The sequence below is a fragment of the Angustibacter sp. McL0619 genome (genome assembly GCF_049994355.1).
Taxonomy (GTDB): Bacteria; Actinomycetota; Actinomycetes; order Actinomycetales; family Angustibacteraceae; genus Angustibacter.
On record NZ_CP188257.1, the window covers coordinates 1700574 to 1718473 of the forward strand.

General features: G+C 72.8%; 18 protein-coding genes and 1 pseudogene. 12 read left to right on the top strand and 7 right to left on the bottom strand.

Annotated elements, in window-relative coordinates; all coding sequences use genetic code 11:
• Window positions 1-15 precede the first annotated feature (15 nt).
• Complete coding sequence (locus tag ACPPVT_RS07830) at window positions 16-309, bottom strand: protealysin inhibitor emfourin (RefSeq protein WP_426566446.1); 294 nt, start codon at window positions 307-309, stop codon at window positions 16-18.
• Window positions 306-1388 (bottom strand): M4 family metallopeptidase, encoded by a 1083-nt coding sequence (locus ACPPVT_RS07835; protein ID WP_426566447.1) that lies wholly within the window; start codon window positions 1386-1388, stop codon window positions 306-308. The genes ACPPVT_RS07830 and ACPPVT_RS07835 overlap by 4 nt, the downstream gene beginning before the upstream one ends.
• Window positions 1389-1637: 249 nt before the next feature.
• On the opposite strand from ACPPVT_RS07835, the gene ACPPVT_RS07840 reads away from it, so the two are divergent.
• From ACPPVT_RS07840 to hemW, 3 genes are read left to right on the top strand one after another with little or no spacing between them, the layout of a single operon-like run.
• Window positions 1638-3506, top strand: a complete 1869-nt coding sequence (locus ACPPVT_RS07840) for an AMP-dependent synthetase/ligase (RefSeq protein WP_426567087.1) — start codon at window positions 1638-1640, stop codon at window positions 3504-3506.
• 59 nt (window positions 3507-3565) lie between these two features.
• A complete protein-coding gene (locus ACPPVT_RS07845; RefSeq protein WP_426566448.1) occupies window positions 3566-4228 on the top strand; it encodes an MOSC domain-containing protein in 663 nt (220 codons plus the stop codon).
• A gap of 18 nt (window positions 4229-4246) precedes the next feature.
• Window positions 4247-5464, top strand: a complete 1218-nt coding sequence (gene hemW / locus ACPPVT_RS07850) for a radical SAM family heme chaperone HemW (protein ID WP_426566449.1) — start codon at window positions 4247-4249, stop codon at window positions 5462-5464.
• 28 nt (window positions 5465-5492) lie between these two features.
• On the opposite strand, the gene ACPPVT_RS07855 is transcribed toward hemW, so the two are convergent.
• The 3 genes from ACPPVT_RS07855 to ACPPVT_RS07865 form a co-directional block, all read right to left on the bottom strand.
• Window positions 5493-5993 (bottom strand): DUF4870 domain-containing protein, encoded by a 501-nt coding sequence (locus ACPPVT_RS07855; protein ID WP_426566450.1) that lies wholly within the window; start codon window positions 5991-5993, stop codon window positions 5493-5495.
• A 30-nt stretch (window positions 5994-6023) separates the two neighbouring features.
• A complete protein-coding gene (locus ACPPVT_RS07860; protein ID WP_426566451.1) occupies window positions 6024-6545 on the bottom strand; it encodes a DUF4870 domain-containing protein in 522 nt (173 codons plus the stop codon).
• Between the two features lie 63 nt (window positions 6546-6608).
• Window positions 6609-7472: a DUF3097 domain-containing protein gene (locus ACPPVT_RS07865; RefSeq protein ID WP_426566452.1), complete on the bottom strand. Its 864-nt coding sequence runs from the start codon at window positions 7470-7472 to the stop codon at window positions 6609-6611.
• A 229-nt stretch (window positions 7473-7701) separates the two neighbouring features.
• On the opposite strand from ACPPVT_RS07865, the gene hrcA reads away from it, so the two are divergent.
• The 7 genes from hrcA (at window position 7702) to egtD (ending at window position 15097) form a co-directional block, all read left to right on the top strand.
• Entirely contained in the window at window positions 7702-8721 is a 1020-nt protein-coding gene (gene hrcA, locus ACPPVT_RS07870; RefSeq protein WP_426566453.1) for a heat-inducible transcriptional repressor HrcA, read from the top strand.
• 61 nt (window positions 8722-8782) lie between these two features.
• Window positions 8783-9904 (top strand): molecular chaperone DnaJ, encoded by a 1122-nt coding sequence (dnaJ, locus tag ACPPVT_RS07875; protein WP_426566454.1) that lies wholly within the window; start codon window positions 8783-8785, stop codon window positions 9902-9904.
• An 18-nt stretch (window positions 9905-9922) separates the two neighbouring features.
• On the top strand, window positions 9923-10666 hold the full coding sequence (locus tag ACPPVT_RS07880) for a 16S rRNA (uracil(1498)-N(3))-methyltransferase (protein WP_426566455.1): 744 nt from the start codon (window positions 9923-9925) through the stop codon (window positions 10664-10666).
• Window positions 10667-10852: 186 nt separating this feature from the next.
• The gene (gene egtA, locus ACPPVT_RS07885) at window positions 10853-12124 is read left to right on the top strand and encodes an ergothioneine biosynthesis glutamate--cysteine ligase EgtA (protein WP_426566456.1); all 1272 of its coding nucleotides are present in this window, start codon (window positions 10853-10855) and stop codon (window positions 12122-12124) included.
• Window positions 12117-13439 carry an ergothioneine biosynthesis protein EgtB gene (egtB, locus tag ACPPVT_RS07890; RefSeq protein ID WP_426566457.1) on the top strand — a complete coding sequence of 441 codons (1323 nt, stop codon included), beginning with the start codon at window positions 12117-12119 and terminating at the stop codon, window positions 13437-13439. Before egtA ends, egtB begins: the two co-directional genes overlap by 8 nt.
• Entirely contained in the window at window positions 13440-14132 is a 693-nt protein-coding gene (gene egtC / locus ACPPVT_RS07895) for an ergothioneine biosynthesis protein EgtC (protein WP_426566458.1), read from the top strand.
• A complete protein-coding gene (gene egtD, locus ACPPVT_RS07900; protein ID WP_426566459.1) occupies window positions 14129-15097 on the top strand; it encodes an L-histidine N(alpha)-methyltransferase in 969 nt (322 codons plus the stop codon). The genes egtC and egtD overlap by 4 nt, the downstream gene beginning before the upstream one ends.
• Window positions 15098-15130: 33 nt before the next feature.
• On the opposite strand, the gene ACPPVT_RS07905 is transcribed toward egtD, so the two are convergent.
• Both ACPPVT_RS07905 and ACPPVT_RS07910 read right to left on the bottom strand, forming a co-directional pair.
• On the bottom strand, window positions 15131-15517 hold the full coding sequence (locus ACPPVT_RS07905) for a Gmad2 immunoglobulin-like domain-containing protein (RefSeq protein WP_426567088.1): 387 nt from the start codon (window positions 15515-15517) through the stop codon (window positions 15131-15133).
• Window positions 15506-15990, bottom strand: a pseudogene (locus ACPPVT_RS07910) (SigE family RNA polymerase sigma factor); the annotation flags it as partial. The pseudogene ACPPVT_RS07910 and the gene ACPPVT_RS07905, both read right to left, overlap by 12 nt.
• A 101-nt stretch (window positions 15991-16091) precedes the next feature.
• On the opposite strand from ACPPVT_RS07910, the gene ACPPVT_RS07915 reads away from it, so the two are divergent.
• The gene (locus ACPPVT_RS07915; RefSeq protein ID WP_426566460.1) at window positions 16092-16454 is read left to right on the top strand and encodes an HIT domain-containing protein; all 363 of its coding nucleotides are present in this window, start codon (window positions 16092-16094) and stop codon (window positions 16452-16454) included.
• Complete coding sequence (locus tag ACPPVT_RS07920; RefSeq protein ID WP_426566461.1) at window positions 16454-17863, top strand: serine hydrolase domain-containing protein; 1410 nt, start codon at window positions 16454-16456, stop codon at window positions 17861-17863. Before ACPPVT_RS07915 ends, ACPPVT_RS07920 begins: the two co-directional genes overlap by 1 nt.
• Window positions 17864-17900: the final 37 nt, after the last annotated feature.

Consider the following 17900-nt stretch of genomic DNA (forward strand, 5'->3'; position numbering starts at 1 on the left):
GGACCTGACGAGGTCCTAGGGCCGGCGCAGGGTGCGTTCCAGCAGCTCGCGGACGTCGTCGGGCAGCTGCTGCTCGGCGACGACCACGTCGACACCGGTGCTCTCGTGGGTCAGCCGGTACACGAACCGGTCGGGCTGGGCCGGCTCGTTCGGGAGCTCGCGCAGCAGCGGCGAGCTGAGCAACGCGCGCCAGGCTGCGGCGTCCGCGGGATCGAGCGCGTCGAGGTCGATCTGCCGGTCCACCCGCATCCCGGCGAAACCGCCGCTGCGTTCCAGGTGCAGCCGCTGGGGCTCGGCCGGGTCGCTCACCCGACGCCGACCTGCTGCCAGGCATCCCGGACCGCGCTCGCCTGAGCTCCGCCAGCGCCGAACCTGGCCTCGGCCGCGGACACCGTCGCCGCCGCGAACCCGGCGAAGTCGACGTCCGAGGCGAGCGAGCCGCCGGTCAGCGTGTCGTACCAGATCCGGCCGGCGCCGTCCCACGCGCTGCCGCCGATGGCGACGGCCGCCAGGTAGAAGGCGTGGTTCGGTATGCCGGAGTTGATGTGCACGCCGCCGTTGTCACTGCTGGTGTGCACGTAGCCGGCCATGGTGGCCGGCTGCGGGTCCTTGCCCAGCTCGTCGTCGTCGTACGCGGTGCCGGGAGCGCGCATCGAGCGCAGCGCCACGCCGTTCACGGCCGCCGTGAACAGTCCGGCGCCGATCAACCAGTCCGCGCCCGCCGCGTCCTGGCCCAGGGCCCGCTGCTTGACCAGGGAGCCGAAGACGTCGGACACGCTCTCGTTCAGCGCGCCCGGCTGGTCCTGGTACTCCAGGCCGGCGGTCAGCTGCGTGACGCCGTGGGTGAGCTCGTGCCCCATCACGTCGACCGCGATGGTGAACCGGTTGAAGGTGACGCCGTCCCCGTCGCCGAAGACCATCTGCTCGCCGTCCCAGAAGGCGTTGTCGTAGGCATCGCCGTAGTGCACCGTGCCCAGCAGCGGCAGCCCCTTGCCGTCGATCGAGTCGCGACCGTAGACGTCGTAGTAGAGCGACCAGGTCTGTCCCAGGCCGTCGTACGCCTCGTCCGTCGCCGGGTCCCCGGTGGGCGGTGCGCCCTCGGCCCGGGCCTCGTCGCCGGGCAGCGTGGTGTCGTTGTGGGCCGTGCTGATGGTGCGCCGCGCCGAGGGGACCGCGCCGGGCGCCGGGTCCTGCGGTGCCGGTCCGGCGCCCGGTCCGGCGCCGGTGACGCCCCCGGACTCGCGCCGGGTGCGGTGCACCGTGTCCAGCGCCAGGGTCCGGGCGGCTGGTTGCGACCGGGCGGGGTCGGCGGCCGCGGCGAGCCGGGCCAGCAGGTACGGCGGGATGATCGAGCAACGGCTCGCCTTCGTCACGCTGCGTCGTGGCATGTCTGCTCCCTGGGTCCACTTCGACCCTAGGCCGCGACGCCGTCCTGGGCCAGGTCGGTCAATCGATCAAGTTTCCGGCCTGGGCTCTTGACCCGTCCTTTACTCTTCGTCACATTGCAGATCGACGTCACCGCCGACGCCCGACCGGCTAGGAATCGGTGACGGTCCGTCATCCCACCGGAGAGGACACCTACCGTGACCACCGCTGACGCCTCAGCCGCCCACCAGCTGTTCACCTCAGCGGTTCCGGTGGCCCGTCCGGAGGAGGTCGCCCGCTTCGAAGAGCTCCACCGACAGCTCCCCGCGTCCCTGGGGGCACTGCTCGGCTGGCGGGTCGGGCTCACCCCGGACGTGGAGGCGTTCCGCTCGCAGGCGGACGACGGCACCTGGACGACGTGGACCTGGCGAGACGTCGCGGGGGCCGTGGACGAGATCGCCGCAGGGCTGCTCGCGCTCGGGCTGGCGCCCCAGCAGCGGGTCGCCATCGCGTCCTCGACCCGGGTCGAGTGGGTGCTGGCCGACCTCGCGGTGATGCGCGCAGGCGGTGCGACCACGACGATCTACCCCTCCAGCACGCCCGCCGACGTCCGGTTCATCCTGGCCGACAGCGAGTCCGTGGTGGTGTTCGCCGAGGACGCGACCCAGCTGGCCAAGGTCCGCGACCACTGGGCCGGGCTGTCGCAGCTGCGCGCCCTGGTGGTGCTCGACCCGGACGCCCTCGGTCCGGACTCCCAGCACGCCGGTGACGCCAACGTGATGACGCTGGACGCGCTGCGCGAACGTGGCCGCCGTTCCCTGGACGCGGACCCGGACGTCGTCCGGACGGCGTGCGCCACCGTGCGCAGCGACCACCTCGCCACGCTGATCTACACGTCCGGGACGACCGGGCAGCCCAAGGGCGTGCGGCTGCTGCACTCGGCCTGGGTCTACCAGGGCGCCAGCACCGCCGCGCTCGGCCTGCTCACCCCGCAGGACCTGCAGTATCTGTGGCTGCCGCTGTCGCACGTGTTCGGCAAGGGCCTGCTGACCACCCAGCTGGTGGTCGGCTTCCCGTCCGCGGTGTGCGGTGACCTGGACCGGCTGATCGACAACCTGGCCACGGTGCGCCCGACGTTCATGGCCGGCGCCCCGCGGATCTACGAGAAAGTGCACGCCCGGGTGCGCACCCAGCTGGAGTCCGAGCGGGCGGCCAGGGCCCGGCTGGCCGCCTGGGCGATCGACGTCGGCCGCCAGGTCTCGGTGCTGCACCAGCGCGGCCAGCAACCGTCCACCTCCCTGGCCGTGCAGCACGCGCTGGCCAAGCGGCTGGTGCTGTCCAAGATCACCGCCCGGTTCGGCGGTCGCATCCGGTACTTCGTGGCCGGGTCGGCGGCCCTGAGCAAGGAGGTCGCCCAGTGGTTCCACGCGGTCGGCATCCTGGTGCTCGAGGGCTACGGGCTGACCGAGAGCTCGGCCGCCTCGTTCATCAACCGCCCCGAGGGCTTCGCGTTCGGCACGGTGGGCCAACCGTTCCCGGGCACCGAGGTGCGGCTTGAGGAGGACGGCGAGGTTCTGCTGCGCAGCCCCGGCGTGATGGCGGGCTACCACGGGCTCGAGCACGAGAGCGGTCAGGTACTGGACGATGACGGCTGGCTGCACACCGGTGACATCGGCGAGTTCGTGGACGGCTGCCTGAAGATCACCGACCGCAAGAAGGACCTCATCAAGACCTCCGGCGGCAAGTACGTCGCGCCGCAGGGCATCGAGAGCCGGTTCAAGGCGGTCTGCCCGTACGCCGCGCAGATCGTGGTGCACGGCGACGGACGTCGCTATATCACCGCACTGGTCACCTTGGACGCCGACGCGATGGCGACCTGGGCGCAGCACCACGACATGGCCGGCGCGCCGTACGAGGAGATCGTGGCATCGCCGGCGGCCCGCGAGATGGTCCAGCGCTGCCTCGACGAGCTCAACGACGGCCTGGGCAGGTGGGAGACGATCAAGCGTTTCGAGATCCTCGAGCGCGACCTGACCATCGAGTCCGGCGAGCTCACGCCGTCGTTGAAGCTGAGGCGCCGGGTCGTCGAGCGGCGTTACGGCGACCTGTTGGACGCGCTGTACGACGAGCCCGCGCACTGAGCCTGGTGCGGTGGCGGTCCGCCTGGGCCGCCGGTCGCCGCGTGTGGTCCACTAGCGCCATGGCTCTGGTCGAGGCGGTCTGCGTCGTGCACGAGGTGCATCACGACGAGGGTGGAGACGTCGGTGAGACGGCGATCGACAAGCGTCCCGTCCCGGGGCGGGTGCCGGTGCTGCAGCTGGGGCTGCACGGCGACAAGCAGCTGGACCTCGAGCACCATGGCGGTCGCGACCAGGCCGTGTACGTGTACGCCGGCGAGGACGCGTCCTGGTGGGCGGGCCAGCTCGAGCGGGACGTGCCGGCCGGACTGTTCGGCGAGAACCTGCGTACGACCGGCTTGGACGTGACCGGGGCCCTGATCGGCGAACGCTGGCGGATCGGCGAGGCCGACGAGGGTGCCGTGCTTGAGGTGACGGCGCCGCGCATCCCGTGCGCGACGTTCCAGCGCTGGCTCGACGAGCCGCAGTGGGTCAAGCGGTTCACCGAGCACGGCGCTCCCGGCGCGTACCTGCGGGTGCTGCGCGAGGGCAGCGTAGCGGCCGGGGACCGGATCGAGGTGGAGCACCGCCCGCAGCACGGCGTGCGCATCACGGACTGCTTCCCGCGCCTCTCGCCGGAGCACGCCCAGCGGCTGCTGGACAGCGAAGACGCCGGCGAGGTCCAGCTGCACGCGGACCTGCGTCGTCGTAGCGAGCTCGCTGCCGCGCGGGCCGCCTCGGTGTGAGTGCCCCAAGGGTTGCGGGTGCCGAGCGCCCTGCCTGAGGGCGAGCCGGCCCCGGACGACGGCGCGCTGCCGCCGGACGCGCTGGTCGGCCTCGGCCGACGTCCGTTCGGGGTCTACCTGCACGTCCCGTTCTGCGCTGTGCGCTGCGGTTACTGCGACTTCAACACCTACACCGCCAGCGAGCTGGGTGGCGGCGCGAGCCAGGCCACGTTCGCGCGCACCGCGCTGAGCGAGCTGGGGCTGTCCCGCCGGGTGCTGGGCGACGCGGCGCCGGCCGCCGGCACGGTGTTTGTCGGTGGCGGCACCCCGACGGTGTTGTCTTCGGACGATCTAGGACTGCTGCTCGAGGGCGTGCGGGCCACCTTCGGGTTGACCGACGACGCCGAGGTGACGACCGAGGCGAACCCCGACTCGGTGACGGCCGAGTCGTTGCAGTCGTTGCGGGACAACGGTTTCACCCGGGTCAGCTTCGGCATGCAGTCGGCGGTGCCGCACGTGCTGGCCACGCTGGACCGCACCCACGACCCCGAGCGGGTGCCGCAGGCGGTGCAGTGGGCCCGCGTGGCGGGGCTGGACGTCAGCCTTGACCTGATCTACGGGACGCCGGGGGAGTCCCTGGACGACTGGCGCGCCAGCCTGACCGCGGCGCTGGCCTGCGAGCCGGACCACGTCTCGGCGTACGCGCTGGTGGTCGAGCAGGGCACCAGGCTGGCCACCCGGGTGCGTCGCGGTGAGGTCACCATGCCGGATGACGACGACGAGGCCGACAAATACGAGCTGGCCGACGAGGTGCTGACCGGGGCGGGGCTGGGCTGGTACGAGGTCAGCAACTGGTCGACGTCGGCGGCCACCCGCTGCCGGCACAACGTCGGCTACTGGCAGGGCGCGAACTGGTGGGGCGTCGGGCCGGGGGCGCACAGCCACGTCGGCGGGGTGCGCTGGTGGAACGTCAAGCACCCCAGCGGATACGCGACCCGGTTGGCCGGCGGCCTGAGCCCGGCGGCGGCACGCGAGATCCTGTCCGCCGACCAGCAGCACGCCGAGCAGGTGCTGCTGGGGGTGCGGATGGCCGACGGTCTGGACCTGGCGGTGCTCGACCCCGGGGGTCGCCGCGCGGTGGCGGCCCTGGTCGCGGACCGCCTGGTGGACGGTCCGGCGGCGCTCGCCGGGCGAGCCGTGCTCACCCGGCGCGGCCGACTGCTCGCCGACACCGTGGTGCGTGCCCTGCTGCCCTGAGGCGCTGGCGTGAGGCGCGGCGCTGCGGTCAGTGCACCAGGTCCGGCGTCAGGGGGTAGCGGAACTCCTGGCCCTTGTTGGCAGCGACGGCCCCCATGATCTGGAGCACGATCGAGGCCACCAGGAGCAGCAGCAGGAACGGGACCAGGATGATCAGCCCGAAGCCGAGCGTCACGATGGCCAGCACCAAGCCGCCGACAACGGCGACGACCGAGACGATCAGCAGCATGATCTGGAAGTTCAGGGCAGCCGCCGCGTGCCGGCGCACGAACGGCGAACGGTCCTTGTAGATCAGGTAGACCACCAGCGGTCCCAGCACCGGGAAGCCGACCAGCCCGCCGGCCCATGGCGACAGGTGGGCGAGCGTCGCCCAGGTCCGCTCGTCAGAGGGGTTCATGGGCTGCCCGGGGTACGGCCGGCCGTACGGCCCGGCGTACGGAGCAGGCGGGTAAGGGCCGACCTGGTTGGGCGGTCCGTAGCCCGGGAGCGGCGGTGGTTGGTTCGGCTGGTCGTTCGGTGTCTGGCTCATGGTCCCCCTCGTCAGGTGCTGGCGACCGCGCTACTTCACCAGACGGATGGCGAACGGGTAGCGGTAGTGCTCGCCCTTGTTGGCAGCCAGCCCGCCGATGATGCAGAAGACGATGTTGACGACCCAGATCAGGAACGGCAGGAAGAAGAGCAGCCCGAGGGTCACGCCGGCGAGCACCCAGCAGATGACGTAGCCGATGAGCACGGTGATCTGGAAGTTGAGCGCCTCCTTGCCCTGGTCGTCGACGAGCTCCGAGCGCTCGCGGAAGACCAGCCAGGTGATCAGCGGGGCGAGGAACCCGAGCACGATGCCGCCGAGGTGGCCGAGCATCGCCCACAGCCGCGAGTCGCTCTCCGACAGCGGGGCGCCGGCGGTGACCGGCGCGGGCGCCACCGGAGGCGCCGGGGCCACCGGAGCTGCGGCTGTCGGCGGTGCGGCCGGCGGTGCGGCGGGCGGTGCTGCCGGTGCCGGGGTTGCCGCATCGGTGACGGGCTGGTCCGCGTTGGCCGCGCCCTCGCTCGGCGTGGTCGGCTCGGGCTGCTGCTCGCTCACTGGTCCTCCAGGGTTGGAATGTCTCCCATGCGCAGGTCAGCGTAGGGCTTGGGGCTCCCGGCGTCAGCGGTCCTGGGAATCCGCTGTGACGAAGTCGATCAGCTCCTCGACCCGCGCGAGCAGGTCCGGTTCGAGGTCGGCGTACGAGCTGACGCTCGACAGGATCCGCCGCCAGCCCTGGGCGACGTCCGTATGGGTCCGGTGTGGCCACCCCAGGTGCGCCAGGACGCCACGCTTCCACTCGACGTCCCGCGGCACGACGGGCCACCGGTCCAGGCCGAGCCGCTGCGGCCGCACCGACTGCCAGACGTCCACGTACGGGTGCCCGACGATCAGCAGATGGTCGCGGAACTGCCGTTGGGCCACCGCCTGTGCGGCCAGCCGGGACTCCTTGGACCCGGCAACCAGGTGGTCGACGAGCACGCCGAGCCGGCGTCCCGTGCCCGGGGCGAAGTCGCGCACCGCCGCGGCCAGGTCGTCGACCCCGTCCAGCATCTCGACCACCACGCCCTCGACCCGCAGGTCGTCCCCCCAGACCTTCTCGACCAGCTCGGCGTCGTGCTTGCCCTCGACCCAGATCCGCGACCCGCGGGCGCTGCGCGCACGCTGGTCCCGCACGAGGGTGGACCCGCTGGCCGTTCTGGTGGGCGTTGGCGGCGCTGCCGGTGCCTTGGGAGCGACGAGGACGACGGGGGCGCCGTCCAGCAGGAAGCCCGGTCCGAGCGGAAAGCCGCGGCTGCGCCCCCTGCGGTCCTCCAGGTGCACGACGTGGATGCCACCGGCCTTCTCGGTGCGGACCACCGCGCCGCACCAGCCGGTCTCGACATCCTCGACGACCAGGCCGGTCTCGGCGGTCACCTCGGTGCTGTGCCCCCGGGGCGGCGTCCTCCAGTCACCGGTCAGCACGTCGTCCCCGTAGCGGTCCACGGCGGTGATGCTAGTGGTCGAGCAGGATCCGACCAGGTCCGGTGACGGGGTGGGGCGCCAGGACGCCCAAGGGCTCCCAGCGGCGAGGACCCGGTCGATCCCTGTCGCCGGTGGCTCGCGCCGGGCGTGGGCGCCCAGGTCGAGGGCACGGTGGGCGGCGAGGACGTAGACTGGCACTCGCGCTGTTTGAGTGCCAGGTTGCTTCGAGACCGACGACGCGGAGGTGTGGATGAGTGACGAGCGACGGCTCGCCGTGCTGCGCGCCATCGTCGAGGACTACGTCGAGACCCGTGAGCCCGTCGGTTCCAAGGCGCTGGTCGAGCGGCACCGCCTCGGCGTGTCGAGCGCGACCATCCGCAACGACATGGCGGCTCTGGAGGACGAGGGCCTGATCACCCAGCCGCACACCAGCGCCGGCCGGGTGCCGACCGACGCCGGCTACCGGATGTTCGTCGACCGGCTGTCCGCCTTCAAACCCATGTCCGGCCCCGAGCGGCAGGCGATCTCCGGCTTCCTCGCCGGTGCCGTCGACCTGGACGACGTGGTGGACCGCACCGTGCGGCTGATGGCTTCGCTGACCCACCAGGTCGCGGTCATGCAGTACCCGTCGCTGACCCGCTCGACCGTGCGGCACATCGAGCTGGTCCCGATCGGCCAGCAGCGGCTGCTGGTCGTGCTCATCGCCGGCACCGGTCGGGTGGAGCAGCGGGTGCTGGAGACGGAGAACCCGCTGGACGAGAGCGTGCTCGGTGAGATCCGTGCCCGGATCAACGCCGAGTCGGCCGGCCGCCAGCTGACCGACGCGGCAGCCCGGCTGCAGCAGCTCCCCGAGCAGCTGCCGGTGGAGGACCGCGAGCTGGTGCGCTCGGTCGTCCGGGCGCTGGACGACGCCCTCATTGAGGAGCGGGAGGAGCGGGTGGTGCTCGCCGGGGCCGCCAACCTGACCCGGTTCGGCCAGGACTTCCCGGACAGCATCGGACCGGTGCTGGACGCGCTCGAGGAGCACGTCGTGCTGCTACGGCTGCTCGGTGAGCTCTCGCACGACCCCAACGCAGTCGCCGTCCGGATCGGCAGCGAGCTCGAGTACGAGGGCCTGCAGGGAACCTCAGTGGTCTCCAGCGGCTACGGCGGTGGGCAGGACGTGGTGGCCGCCCTCGGCGTCCTCGGCCCGACCCGGATGGACTACCCGACCACGATGGCCACGGTGCGCGCGGTGGCCCGCTACGTCTCCCGGGCGCTCGACGGGTAACCCGTTACCGCCCGCCCAGCCGGCCTCGCCCGGCACCATCCCGAACGGACGAAGAGGACCCTTGAGCGACCACTACGAGACCCTCGGCGTCGCCCGTGACGCCACGCCGGAGGAGATCAAGAAGGCCTACCGCAGGCTGGCCCGCAAGCTGCACCCCGACGTCAACCCCGGGCCTGAGGCGGAGGACCAGTTCAAGTCGGTCAGCGCCGCCTACGACGTGCTCAGCGACGCCGGCAAGCGTGCGAGCTACGACCGTGGCGGCGACGCGTTCGCGGGGGCGGCCGGCGGGTTCGGCCAGGGCTTCTCGTTCACGGACATCATGGACGCCTTCTTCGGCGGTCAGGGCGGCGCCGAGCGCGGGCCGCGCTCGCGCCAGCGCCGCGGTCAGGATGCCTTGATCCGGGTGCAGATCGACCTGCGGGACGCCGTGTTCGGCAGCGAGAAGGAGATCTCGGTCGACACGGCCGTCGGCTGCCCGACCTGCGACGGTCTTGGCGCGCAGCCGGGCACCGGCACCCGCACCTGCGACGTCTGCGGCGGACGCGGCCAGGTGCAGCAGGTTCAACGATCGTTCATGGGCAACGTGATGACCTCGCGGCCATGCGCCACCTGCCAGGGCTACGGCTCGGTCATCGCGCAACCGTGCGTTCAGTGCTCCGGCGAGGGCCGGGTGCGCTCGCGGCGCACCATGACGCTGCGCATCCCCGCCGGTGTCGACAACGGCACCCGCATCCAGCTCAGCGGCGAGGGCGAGGTCGGCGCCGGGAACGGACCGGCGGGCGATCTGTACGTCGAGATCGCGGTCGCTAACCACCCGACGTTCGTCCGGCGCGGCGACGACCTGCACGCCACGGTCGCGCTGCCGATGACGGCTGCGGCGCTGGGCACCAGCGTCACGCTCGACACGCTGGACGGCGACCAGACCCTCGACGTCGCAGCGGGAACGCAGTCCGGCCAGGTGACCACGATGCGTGGTCTCGGCGTGACCCGGCTGCGCGGTATGGGGCGCGGCGACCTGATCGTGCACGTCGAGGTCAACACCCCCAAGAACCTGGACGAAGAGCAGCGGGCGCTGCTGACCCAGCTCGCCAGGCTCCGTGACGAGGAGCGCCCGGAGGGTCGGCTGGCCTCGCACGGCAGCGGTCTGTTCGGCCGGCTGAAGGACGCGCTCAGTGGCAAGTGAGCTGAGGGTGCGCGGCCGTTGAGCGCGCCGCTGTTCCTGCTCGAGCCGGACGCCCTGCAGGGCGTCCGGCTCGGCGCCAGCGTGCTGCTCGGTGGCCCGGAGGGCCGGCACGCGGCGACCGTACGACGGATCGTGGTCGGCGAGCGGGTGGACGTCGCTGACGGCTCCGGTGCGCTGGCCCGCTGCACGGTGACCGCGGTCGGCCGGGACGAGCTCACCCTGCGGGTCGACGAGCGGGAGGACGTGCCTGAGCCGGCCCCTCGGTTCGTTCTGGTCCAGGCGCTGGCGAAGGGCGAGCGCGACGACCTTGCCATCGAGGCGGCCACCGAGCTGGGTGTCGACGAGGTGGTGCCCTGGCAGGCGGAGCGCAGCGTCGTGGTGTGGCGCGGCGAGCGGGGCGTGCGGTCGCATCGCAAGTGGGAGCAGACCGTGCGGGCGGCCGCCAAGCAGTCGCGCCGGGCGCGGGTGCCGAAGGTCGGTGACCTGGTGGACCGCGAGGGGCTGGTGGCGCGGGTCGGCGCCGCGACCCTGGCTGTCGTGCTGCACGAGGAGGCGACCCTGCCGCTGGCGGCGCTGGACGTACCGAGCATCGGCGAGGTGCTCCTGGTGGTGGGGCCAGAGGGCGGCATCACGCCGGACGAGGTCGACGCGATGGCTCTGGTGGGGGCCACCACCTGCCGGATCGGCCGCGAGGTGCTGCGCTCCTCGACCGCTGGGCCGGCGGCGCTGTCGGTGCTCAGCGCGGCGATGCGCTGGCGCTGAGCCCAGCTGACATCCGCCCGCCACGGGTCGTCGGACTCCTGCCGTTGACCTGACGGACACCTGACGGAGGCATCCCCGCGATTGCCGTTGTCGGTGGTGGTTGATAGGCATGGTCCCGACGCACGACGGCCGGTCACCGACGACCTGCCGGACCTTGTCCAACACCGGACGGCCGGGGGGCCCGCGATGGCGACCGAGAGCTTCCTGGGTGCCGCGACGACGGATCCGCGCGGTGCACTCGGGGTGGACGAGGTGCGCGAGCACGTCGCCAGCCTCGCGCTGCGCGACGACCGCCCGGTGGGCACCTCCCGGGTCGGCCTCGAGCTGGAGTCGCATCTGGTCGACCTGGTGGCACCGGACTGCCGACCTAGCTGGGACGAGATCGGCGCGGCGCTGGCGGACCTGCCGCTGATGCCTGGGGGTAGCGGGGTCAGCGTGGAGCCTGGCGGCCAGGTCGAGCTGTCCGGGCCTGCGACGTCCGACGTGGTGCGGGCCGTACAGGCGCTCCGGTCCGACCACCGGGTGCTGCGCACCCACCTGCGGCAGAGCGGGTTGGCGCTTTCCCTGGCGGGTACGGATCCGGTTCGCCCCGCGCTCCGGGTGAACCCAGGTCCGCGGTACGTGGCGATGGAGGAGCACTGGCGCGCCACCGGCCAGAGCGCCGCCGGGCTCGCGATGATGTGCTCGACCGCATCGGTCCAGGTGAACCTCGATGCCGGGCCGCGCTCAGGTTGGGCCCAGCGCACCGAGCTGGCGCACCTGCTCGGTCCGGTCCTGGTGGCGGTCTCGGCCTGCTCACCGTGGCTGACCGGTCGGGCGACCGGCTGGCGTTCGGCTCGCCAGCGCGTCTGGGGCGACCTCGACGTGCTGCGCTGCGGGCCCTTGCGCGGTGGTCCGGACCCGGCGGTGGAGTGGGCCGGCTACGCCCTCGAGGCCCCGGTGATGCTGGTCGGCTCGGCCGCGGGGATGGCCGCCGTGCGCAGCAGGGTGTCGATGCGTGAGTGGATCCGCGGTGACGTGCTGCTCGACGGGCGAAGACCGACGCTGGTCGACGTCGACCAGCACCTGACCACGCTGTTCCCGCCTGCTCGGCTGCGCGGCTGGATCGAGGTGCGCTACCTCGATGCCGCGCCCGTGCGGTGGTGGCCCGCGCTGGTGGCCGTGCTGGTCACGCTGATGGACGTGCCCGCCGCCGCCGACCGTGCGGCGCAGCTGACCGAGCCGGTGCGTCGGGAGTGGACGGCGGCCGCGCGGGACGGCCTGGCGCACCCGGAAATCGCCCGGGCCGCCCGGGCCTGCCTGGAGCTGGCGGGGCAGCACTGCCCGGACGAGCTGGTGCCGGACGTCGCCAGGCTGGCGGACCTGGTCGGCGCAGGCAGGTCGCCGGGCGATGAGCTGGCCGACCTGGCCACCCGGTCCGGGCCGCGAGCCGCACTGCTGGAGGACTGCGATGCGTGAGCTGCTCGCCCGCGACCTCGAGCGGGCCCGGGTTCGCACCCTGCGCCTGACCGACCTCGACGAGCCAGAGCTGGTCCGCCAGCACGACCCGCTGATGAGCCCGCTGGTGTGGGACCTCGCGCACATCGGCCAGCAGGAGGACCTCTGGCTGCTCCGCGGTGGCAACGCCGGGGAGCCAGGGCTGCTGCCGCCGGACGTCGAGCAGCTCTACGACGCCTTCAAGCACCGGCGCTCCGACCGACCGTCGCTGCCGCTGCTGCCGCCGGTGCGGGCGCGCTCGTTCTGCACCGAGGTCCGCGGCCGGGTGCTCGACCGGTTAGAGCGCGCGGACGAGGAACGGCTCTTCCCCTACGGCATGGTCGTCCAGCACGAGCAGCAGCACGACGAGACGATGCTCGCCGCCCTCCAGCTGCGCCAGGGCCCGCCGGTTCTCGGCCCTGGCACGGCGCTGCCGTCAGGGCGGCCACTGCGGCTGGCGCCGGTCGGCGACGAGGCGGGAGCGGGGGGCTTGCAGAGGTGGCGCTCGGCGCTCAGCGACTCCTGCCTCGTCCCGGCCAGCGAGTTCGTGCTGGGCGTCGACCTGGCCCATGAGCCCTTCTCACTCGACAACGAGCGTCCGGCGCACGTCGTCCACGTGCCGGCGTTCCGGATCGGACGGGTGCCGGTGACCAACGCGCAGTGGCGCGAGTTCATCGCCGACGGCGGGTACCAGCAGCCTCGGTGGTGGTCCGGGCGCGGCTGGCAGCACCGGGTGAGCACGGGGGTGAGCGCGCCGATGAGCTGGTTGCCGGACGGCAGCCGGGTGCGCTTCGGCCTCATCGAGGACGTCCCGCCGGACGAGCCGGTCCAGCACGTCTCGTACTTCGAGGCACAGGCCTTCGCCGCCTGGGCGGGCGCCCGGCTGCCGACCGAGGTCGAGTGGGAGAAAGCCTGCGCCTGGGACCCGGTCGCCGGGCAGCGGCGGCGCTGGCCCTGGGGATCGGCCGAGCCGACCGCCGAGCTGGCGAACCTCGGCGGGGACGCGTTGCGACCGGCCTCGGTGGGTGCCTATCCCGCCGGTGCCTCCGCGTACGGCGTGGAGCAGCTCATCGGCGAGGTGTGGGAGTGGACGTCGTCGCCGTTCGTCGCCTACCCCGGCTTCTCGCCGATGCTCTACGACACGTACAGCTCGCCGTTCTTCGGCGGCGACTTCCGGGTGCTGCGCGGCGGGTCCTGGGCGGTGGCGCCCAGCACCGTGCGGCCCTCGTTCCGCAACTGGGACCTACCAGTGCGACGCCAGATCTTCACCGGCCTGCGACTCGCCTGGGACGCCTGAATGTGCCGCCACCTGGGTTGGCTCGGTGCGCCGCGCACGCTGCACGAGCTCGTGCTGGCCGGCCCGCACTCGCTGCTGGTGCAGTCCTACCGGCCGCGCCGGCAGCGCTTCGGCCTGGTGAACGCCGACGGCTGGGGGGTCGGCTTCAGCGGCCCGGACGGCGAGCCGGCCCGCTGGCGCTCGACCCGACCGTTGTGGCAGGACGCGTCGTTCGCCTCCGTGGCTACGGCGCTTCGCTCGGGGCTGGTGGTCGCGGCGGTCCGTTCGGCCACCGAGGGCATGCCGATCGACGAGAGCGCCACCGCCCCGTTCCTGCACGACGGCTGGCTGGTGTCGCACAACGGGCGGGTGGAGCGCTCCGTGCTGCCGGTCCGGCCGGACGCCGAGTCGCTCTGCGACTCGGCGCTGCTGGCCGCCCACGTGGTGGCCGAGGGGGTTGACCGGATCGCCGACACCTTGCTGAAGGTGGCGGCGGACGACCCCGGCGCCCGGCTCAACCTGCTGCTCGCCCGCCCGGGTCGGCTGATCGCCACCACCTACGGCGACACGTTGTCCCGTATCTGCACCGACGCCGGGACGCTCCTGGCTAGTGAGCCGCTCGACGACGACGAGCGCTGGACCGACGTGCCAGATCGGCACGTCGTCGAGGTGACGCCGGCCGGGCTCACCGTGACCCCGCTGGAGAGCCCATGAGCATCACCGTCCAGAGCCACCTGGCCGGCACCGACCGTGCGCAGGCCTTGGCCGACGACGTCCGCAGCGGGCTGACCGCCAGCCCGAAGTCGTTGCCGCCCAAGTGGTTCTACGACGAGCGGGGGAGCGCGTTGTTCGACGAGATCACCCGTCTGCCTGAGTACTACCCGACGGACGCGGAGCGATCGGTGCTGCGTGAGCGGGCGGCCGAGATCGTCGCGCGGTCGGGCGCCGACACGCTCGTCGAGCTCGGTAGCGGGACGTCCGAGAAGACTCGCCTGCTGCTCGACGCGTTCGCCGCGGCCGGCCGGCTGGAGCGCTTCGTGCCGTTCGACGTCGATCCCACGATCCTTCAGCAGGCGGGGGAGGCGGTTGCCGCCGAGTATCCCGGCACGCAGGTGCAGGCGGTGGCCGGCGACTTCGAGCGGCACCTGGACCGGCTCCCGGTGACCGGGCATCGGCTGGTGGCGTTCCTGGGGTCGACCATCGGCAACCTGGAGCCGCGCCCGCGGGCTCAGTTCCTGACAGCGATCGCGGCGGGCTTACGTCCGGGCGACGCGTTCCTGCTGGGCACTGACCTGGTCAAGGAGCCCGGCCGGCTGGTCGCGGCCTACGACGACGCGGCCGGCGTGACCGCACAGTTCAACAAGAACGTGCTGCGGGTCGTCAACCGCGAACTGGCTGCGGACTTCGACCTGGACGGGTTCGAGCACGTCGCGCGCTGGGACGAGCGGGACGAGTGGATGGAGATGCTGCTGCGGTCGGTCCGCGCCCAGACCGTGCGAGTCGGCGCCCTCGACCTGCAGGTCGAGTTCGCGGCCGGCGAGCTGATGCGCACCGAGGTCTCGGCGAAGTTCCGGCAGTCCGGCGTCCGCCGCGAGCTGGCCGCGGCCGGGCTCGAGACGCAGGCCTGGTGGACGGACCCGCGCGGGGACTTCGCGGTGTCGCTCAGCACGCTGCGCTGAGCGCGCGCTCGGACCTCGGCTGAGCACGCCGGCTCAACGGACCACGAACACCCTGGTGTCCTCGCGGTCCGGGCCCTGCCCGGACGCCGGCGGGTCGAAGGCCCGGAAGGTGTAGCTTCCGGGGGCGAGGTCGCCGAGGTCGACCGTCCAGCTGCCGCGCTCGGGGCAGGCGATGCTGGCAGTGGTGTGGCCGGACCGTACAACCTGCGAGCCGGAAAACAGCTGCCAGGCCACGTTCGCCTCGAAGGTGCAGGCTGAGCCTTGGACCGTGACGGGTGAGCCGACCACCTGGCCCTCCCCGGGGGTCTGGACCCAGATCGAGCCGAGGACCTCGTACGCCGGGTCCGTGCGGTGCAGGACACTGCCCACGGGGAGCTGGTCGAAGAGCTTGCCCGGCCGTCCGTCGGCGTGGCTCTTCACAGCCCCACGGCTGATCTGCAGGGCCTGGGCGATCTCGCCCTCGGACATCCCCAGGTGGTACCGCAGGACCAGTACCTCACGTTGCCGGGTGGGCAGCTGGGCAGCTGGGCGAGCGCGGCGTTCACGGCGGCGAGCGAGCGGGTGCCAGCGGCCGTGGGGCCACCCGCCTGCGTCCATCGATGCCGCACGGTCCGCCGCCGCAGTGCGCTTCGCGAGCCGTTGACCACCGCGACCCGCAGATAGGCCAGGGCCTGGTCGTGGTCCGACATCCGGCGCCAGCGGCGGTGCACGGCGATGAACGCGTCCTGGACGACCTCCTCGGCCACCGCCTGGTCCCGCACCAACAGGTAGGAAAGCCGGACGAGCGAGCGCCAGTGCGCCCGGTAGAGCTCGGTCAGGGCCTCGTCGGCGGTCCAGCGCGTGCTCTCCTCGGGCAGCGGCGAGGCGGATGCGGCGACCTGGTCCGAGGTCATCACCGTCACCTCCGGTCCTGGGCTGAGCAGCGCTGCCATGGTGTTGACACGCGCGAGGTCGCGCAATGGTTGTCCGGCGCGCACACCGGTAACCTCGCCGGGTGAGCAGCGAACCACGACCACGCGACCCGCAGTGCCTGTTCTGCCGCATCGTCGCCGGCGAGATCCCGGCCGACGTAGTCGCCGAGGACGAGCAGGCGCTGGCGTTCCGTGACCTCGAGCCGCAGGCACCGCTGCACGTGCTCGTGGTGCCGCGCGCGCACTACCCCGACATCGGCACGCTGGCGCACGGCGACCCGGACGCGCTCGTGGGCGTGGCCCGCCTCGCCGCCAAGGTCGCCGCCGACGAGAACGGTGGCCAGTTCCGGTTCGTGTTCAACAGCGGCCGGCAGGCGCACCAGAGCGTCTTCCACGCCCACGGGCACGTGCTCGGCGGTCGTGACATGACCTGGCCGCCCGGCTGATGGCCGCCGGCACCGAGCCACGTCCGCTGCCGGACGACGTGGCACAGTCGTTGCGGCACAAGGTCTTCCAGGCGCAGCGTGACTGGCGTGCGCCCTCCGTCGTGGTGCGTGTGGTGCGCCGTGGGCAGGTCCAGCTGGACGCCTGGGCCGGTGCTGCCGACCTCGGCTCGACCGGCCCCGGGCCGACCTCGGGCCCGCTCGAACCCGGCCCCGACGTGCAGTACCGGATGGGTTCGATCACCAAGACCTTCACCGCGGCGCTGGTGCTGCAGGCCCGCGACGACGGCCTGCTCGACCTGGACGACCGGCTGGACGCGCACCTGCAGGTGCCGGCGCACGGCGAGGTCACGTTGCGCCGCATGCTCTGCCACCTGTCCGGCCTGCAGCGCGAGCCGGTCGGCGAGGTCTGGGAGTCGCTGCGCGGGCCCGACCTGGACGCCATGCTGGCCGACCTGGCGGTTGCCGAGGCGGTGCTCTCGCCGCAGCAGCGCTGGCACTACTCGAACCTGGCCTACGCGCTGCTCGGGCAGGTCGCGGCCACGGTCCGCGGCACCAGCTGGGAGCAGGTGCTGCGCGAGCGGCTGCTCGACCCGCTCGGGCTGACCCGCACGACCACCGAGCCGACCGCGCCGGTGGCGCGCGGCTACTTCGTGGACCCGTACGCCGACCGCGTCCTTCCCGAGCCGCTGTTCCCGGGGTACGCGTTCGCGCCCGCTGCCGAGCTGTGGACGACGAGTGCCGACCTCGCCCGCTGGGCGGCGTTCTGGGCCGAGCCCGACGAGAGCGTGCTGAAGGCGGCCACCGTCGCCGAGATGACCCACCTGCACGCGATGGCCGACCTGCAGCAGTGGACGTTGGGCTGGGGGCTCGGCCTGATGCTGCACCGGCGCGGCGAGCGGTTCTTCGTCGGCCACGACGGGGCGATGCCGGGGTTCCTGGCCAGCATGGTGGTGCACCGCGACAGCAGTCTGGGCGTGGTCGCGTTGACCAGCACGAGTCGGGCCGCGGACCCTCTCACCCTGGCTGTCGAGCTGGCCGAGGCGGTGCTGGACGCCGTCCCGGAGCTGCCGCAGCCGTGGCTGCCCGGGCCCTCGGTCCCCGCGGACGTCGAAGGACTGCTCGGCACCTGGTGGACCGAGGGAATGGAGTTCGCCGCCTCCTGGCGCTCCGGCGACGACCACGAGGTGGACGGCAACGACGGCGCTCACCTGGAGCTGCAGGCTGCCGGTGCCCCCGCGTCCCGGCCGCCCGCGCGGCTGCGCCGCGACGGCTCGGACCGTTGGCGGGTGGTCTCCGGGCGCGAGCAGGGAGAGTTGCTGCGCGTCGTCCGGGGCGAGGACGGCGTGCCGACCCGGCTGTACTGGGCGACGTACCCGATGACCCGGCTGCCGCTGCCGTTCGGCAGCTGAGCGGCTCGTCCGGGGTCGCAGCCTGTCCTATCCACCT

Excerpts from the sequence above, each read along its gene's own strand:
- egtA (WP_426566456.1), top strand. The coding sequence starts at position 10,853 with ATGGCGACCGAGAGCTTCCTGGGTGCCGCGACGACGGATCCGCGCGGT.
- ACPPVT_RS07845 (WP_426566448.1), top strand. The coding sequence starts at position 3,566 with ATGGCTCTGGTCGAGGCGGTCTGCGTCGTGCACGAGGTGCATCACGAC.
- hrcA (WP_426566453.1), top strand. The coding sequence starts at position 7,702 with ATGAGTGACGAGCGACGGCTCGCCGTGCTGCGCGCCATCGTCGAGGAC.
- egtB (WP_426566457.1), top strand. The coding sequence starts at position 12,117 with ATGCGTGAGCTGCTCGCCCGCGACCTCGAGCGGGCCCGGGTTCGCACC.
- egtC (WP_426566458.1), top strand. The coding sequence starts at position 13,440 with ATGTGCCGCCACCTGGGTTGGCTCGGTGCGCCGCGCACGCTGCACGAG.
- egtD (WP_426566459.1), top strand. The coding sequence starts at position 14,129 with ATGAGCATCACCGTCCAGAGCCACCTGGCCGGCACCGACCGTGCGCAG.
- ACPPVT_RS07835 (WP_426566447.1), bottom strand. The coding sequence starts at position 1,388 with ATGCCACGACGCAGCGTGACGAAGGCGAGCCGTTGCTCGATCATCCCG.
- ACPPVT_RS07920 (WP_426566461.1), top strand. The coding sequence starts at position 16,454 with ATGGCCGCCGGCACCGAGCCACGTCCGCTGCCGGACGACGTGGCACAG.
- ACPPVT_RS07855 (WP_426566450.1), bottom strand. The coding sequence starts at position 5,993 with ATGAGCCAGACACCGAACGACCAGCCGAACCAACCACCGCCGCTCCCG.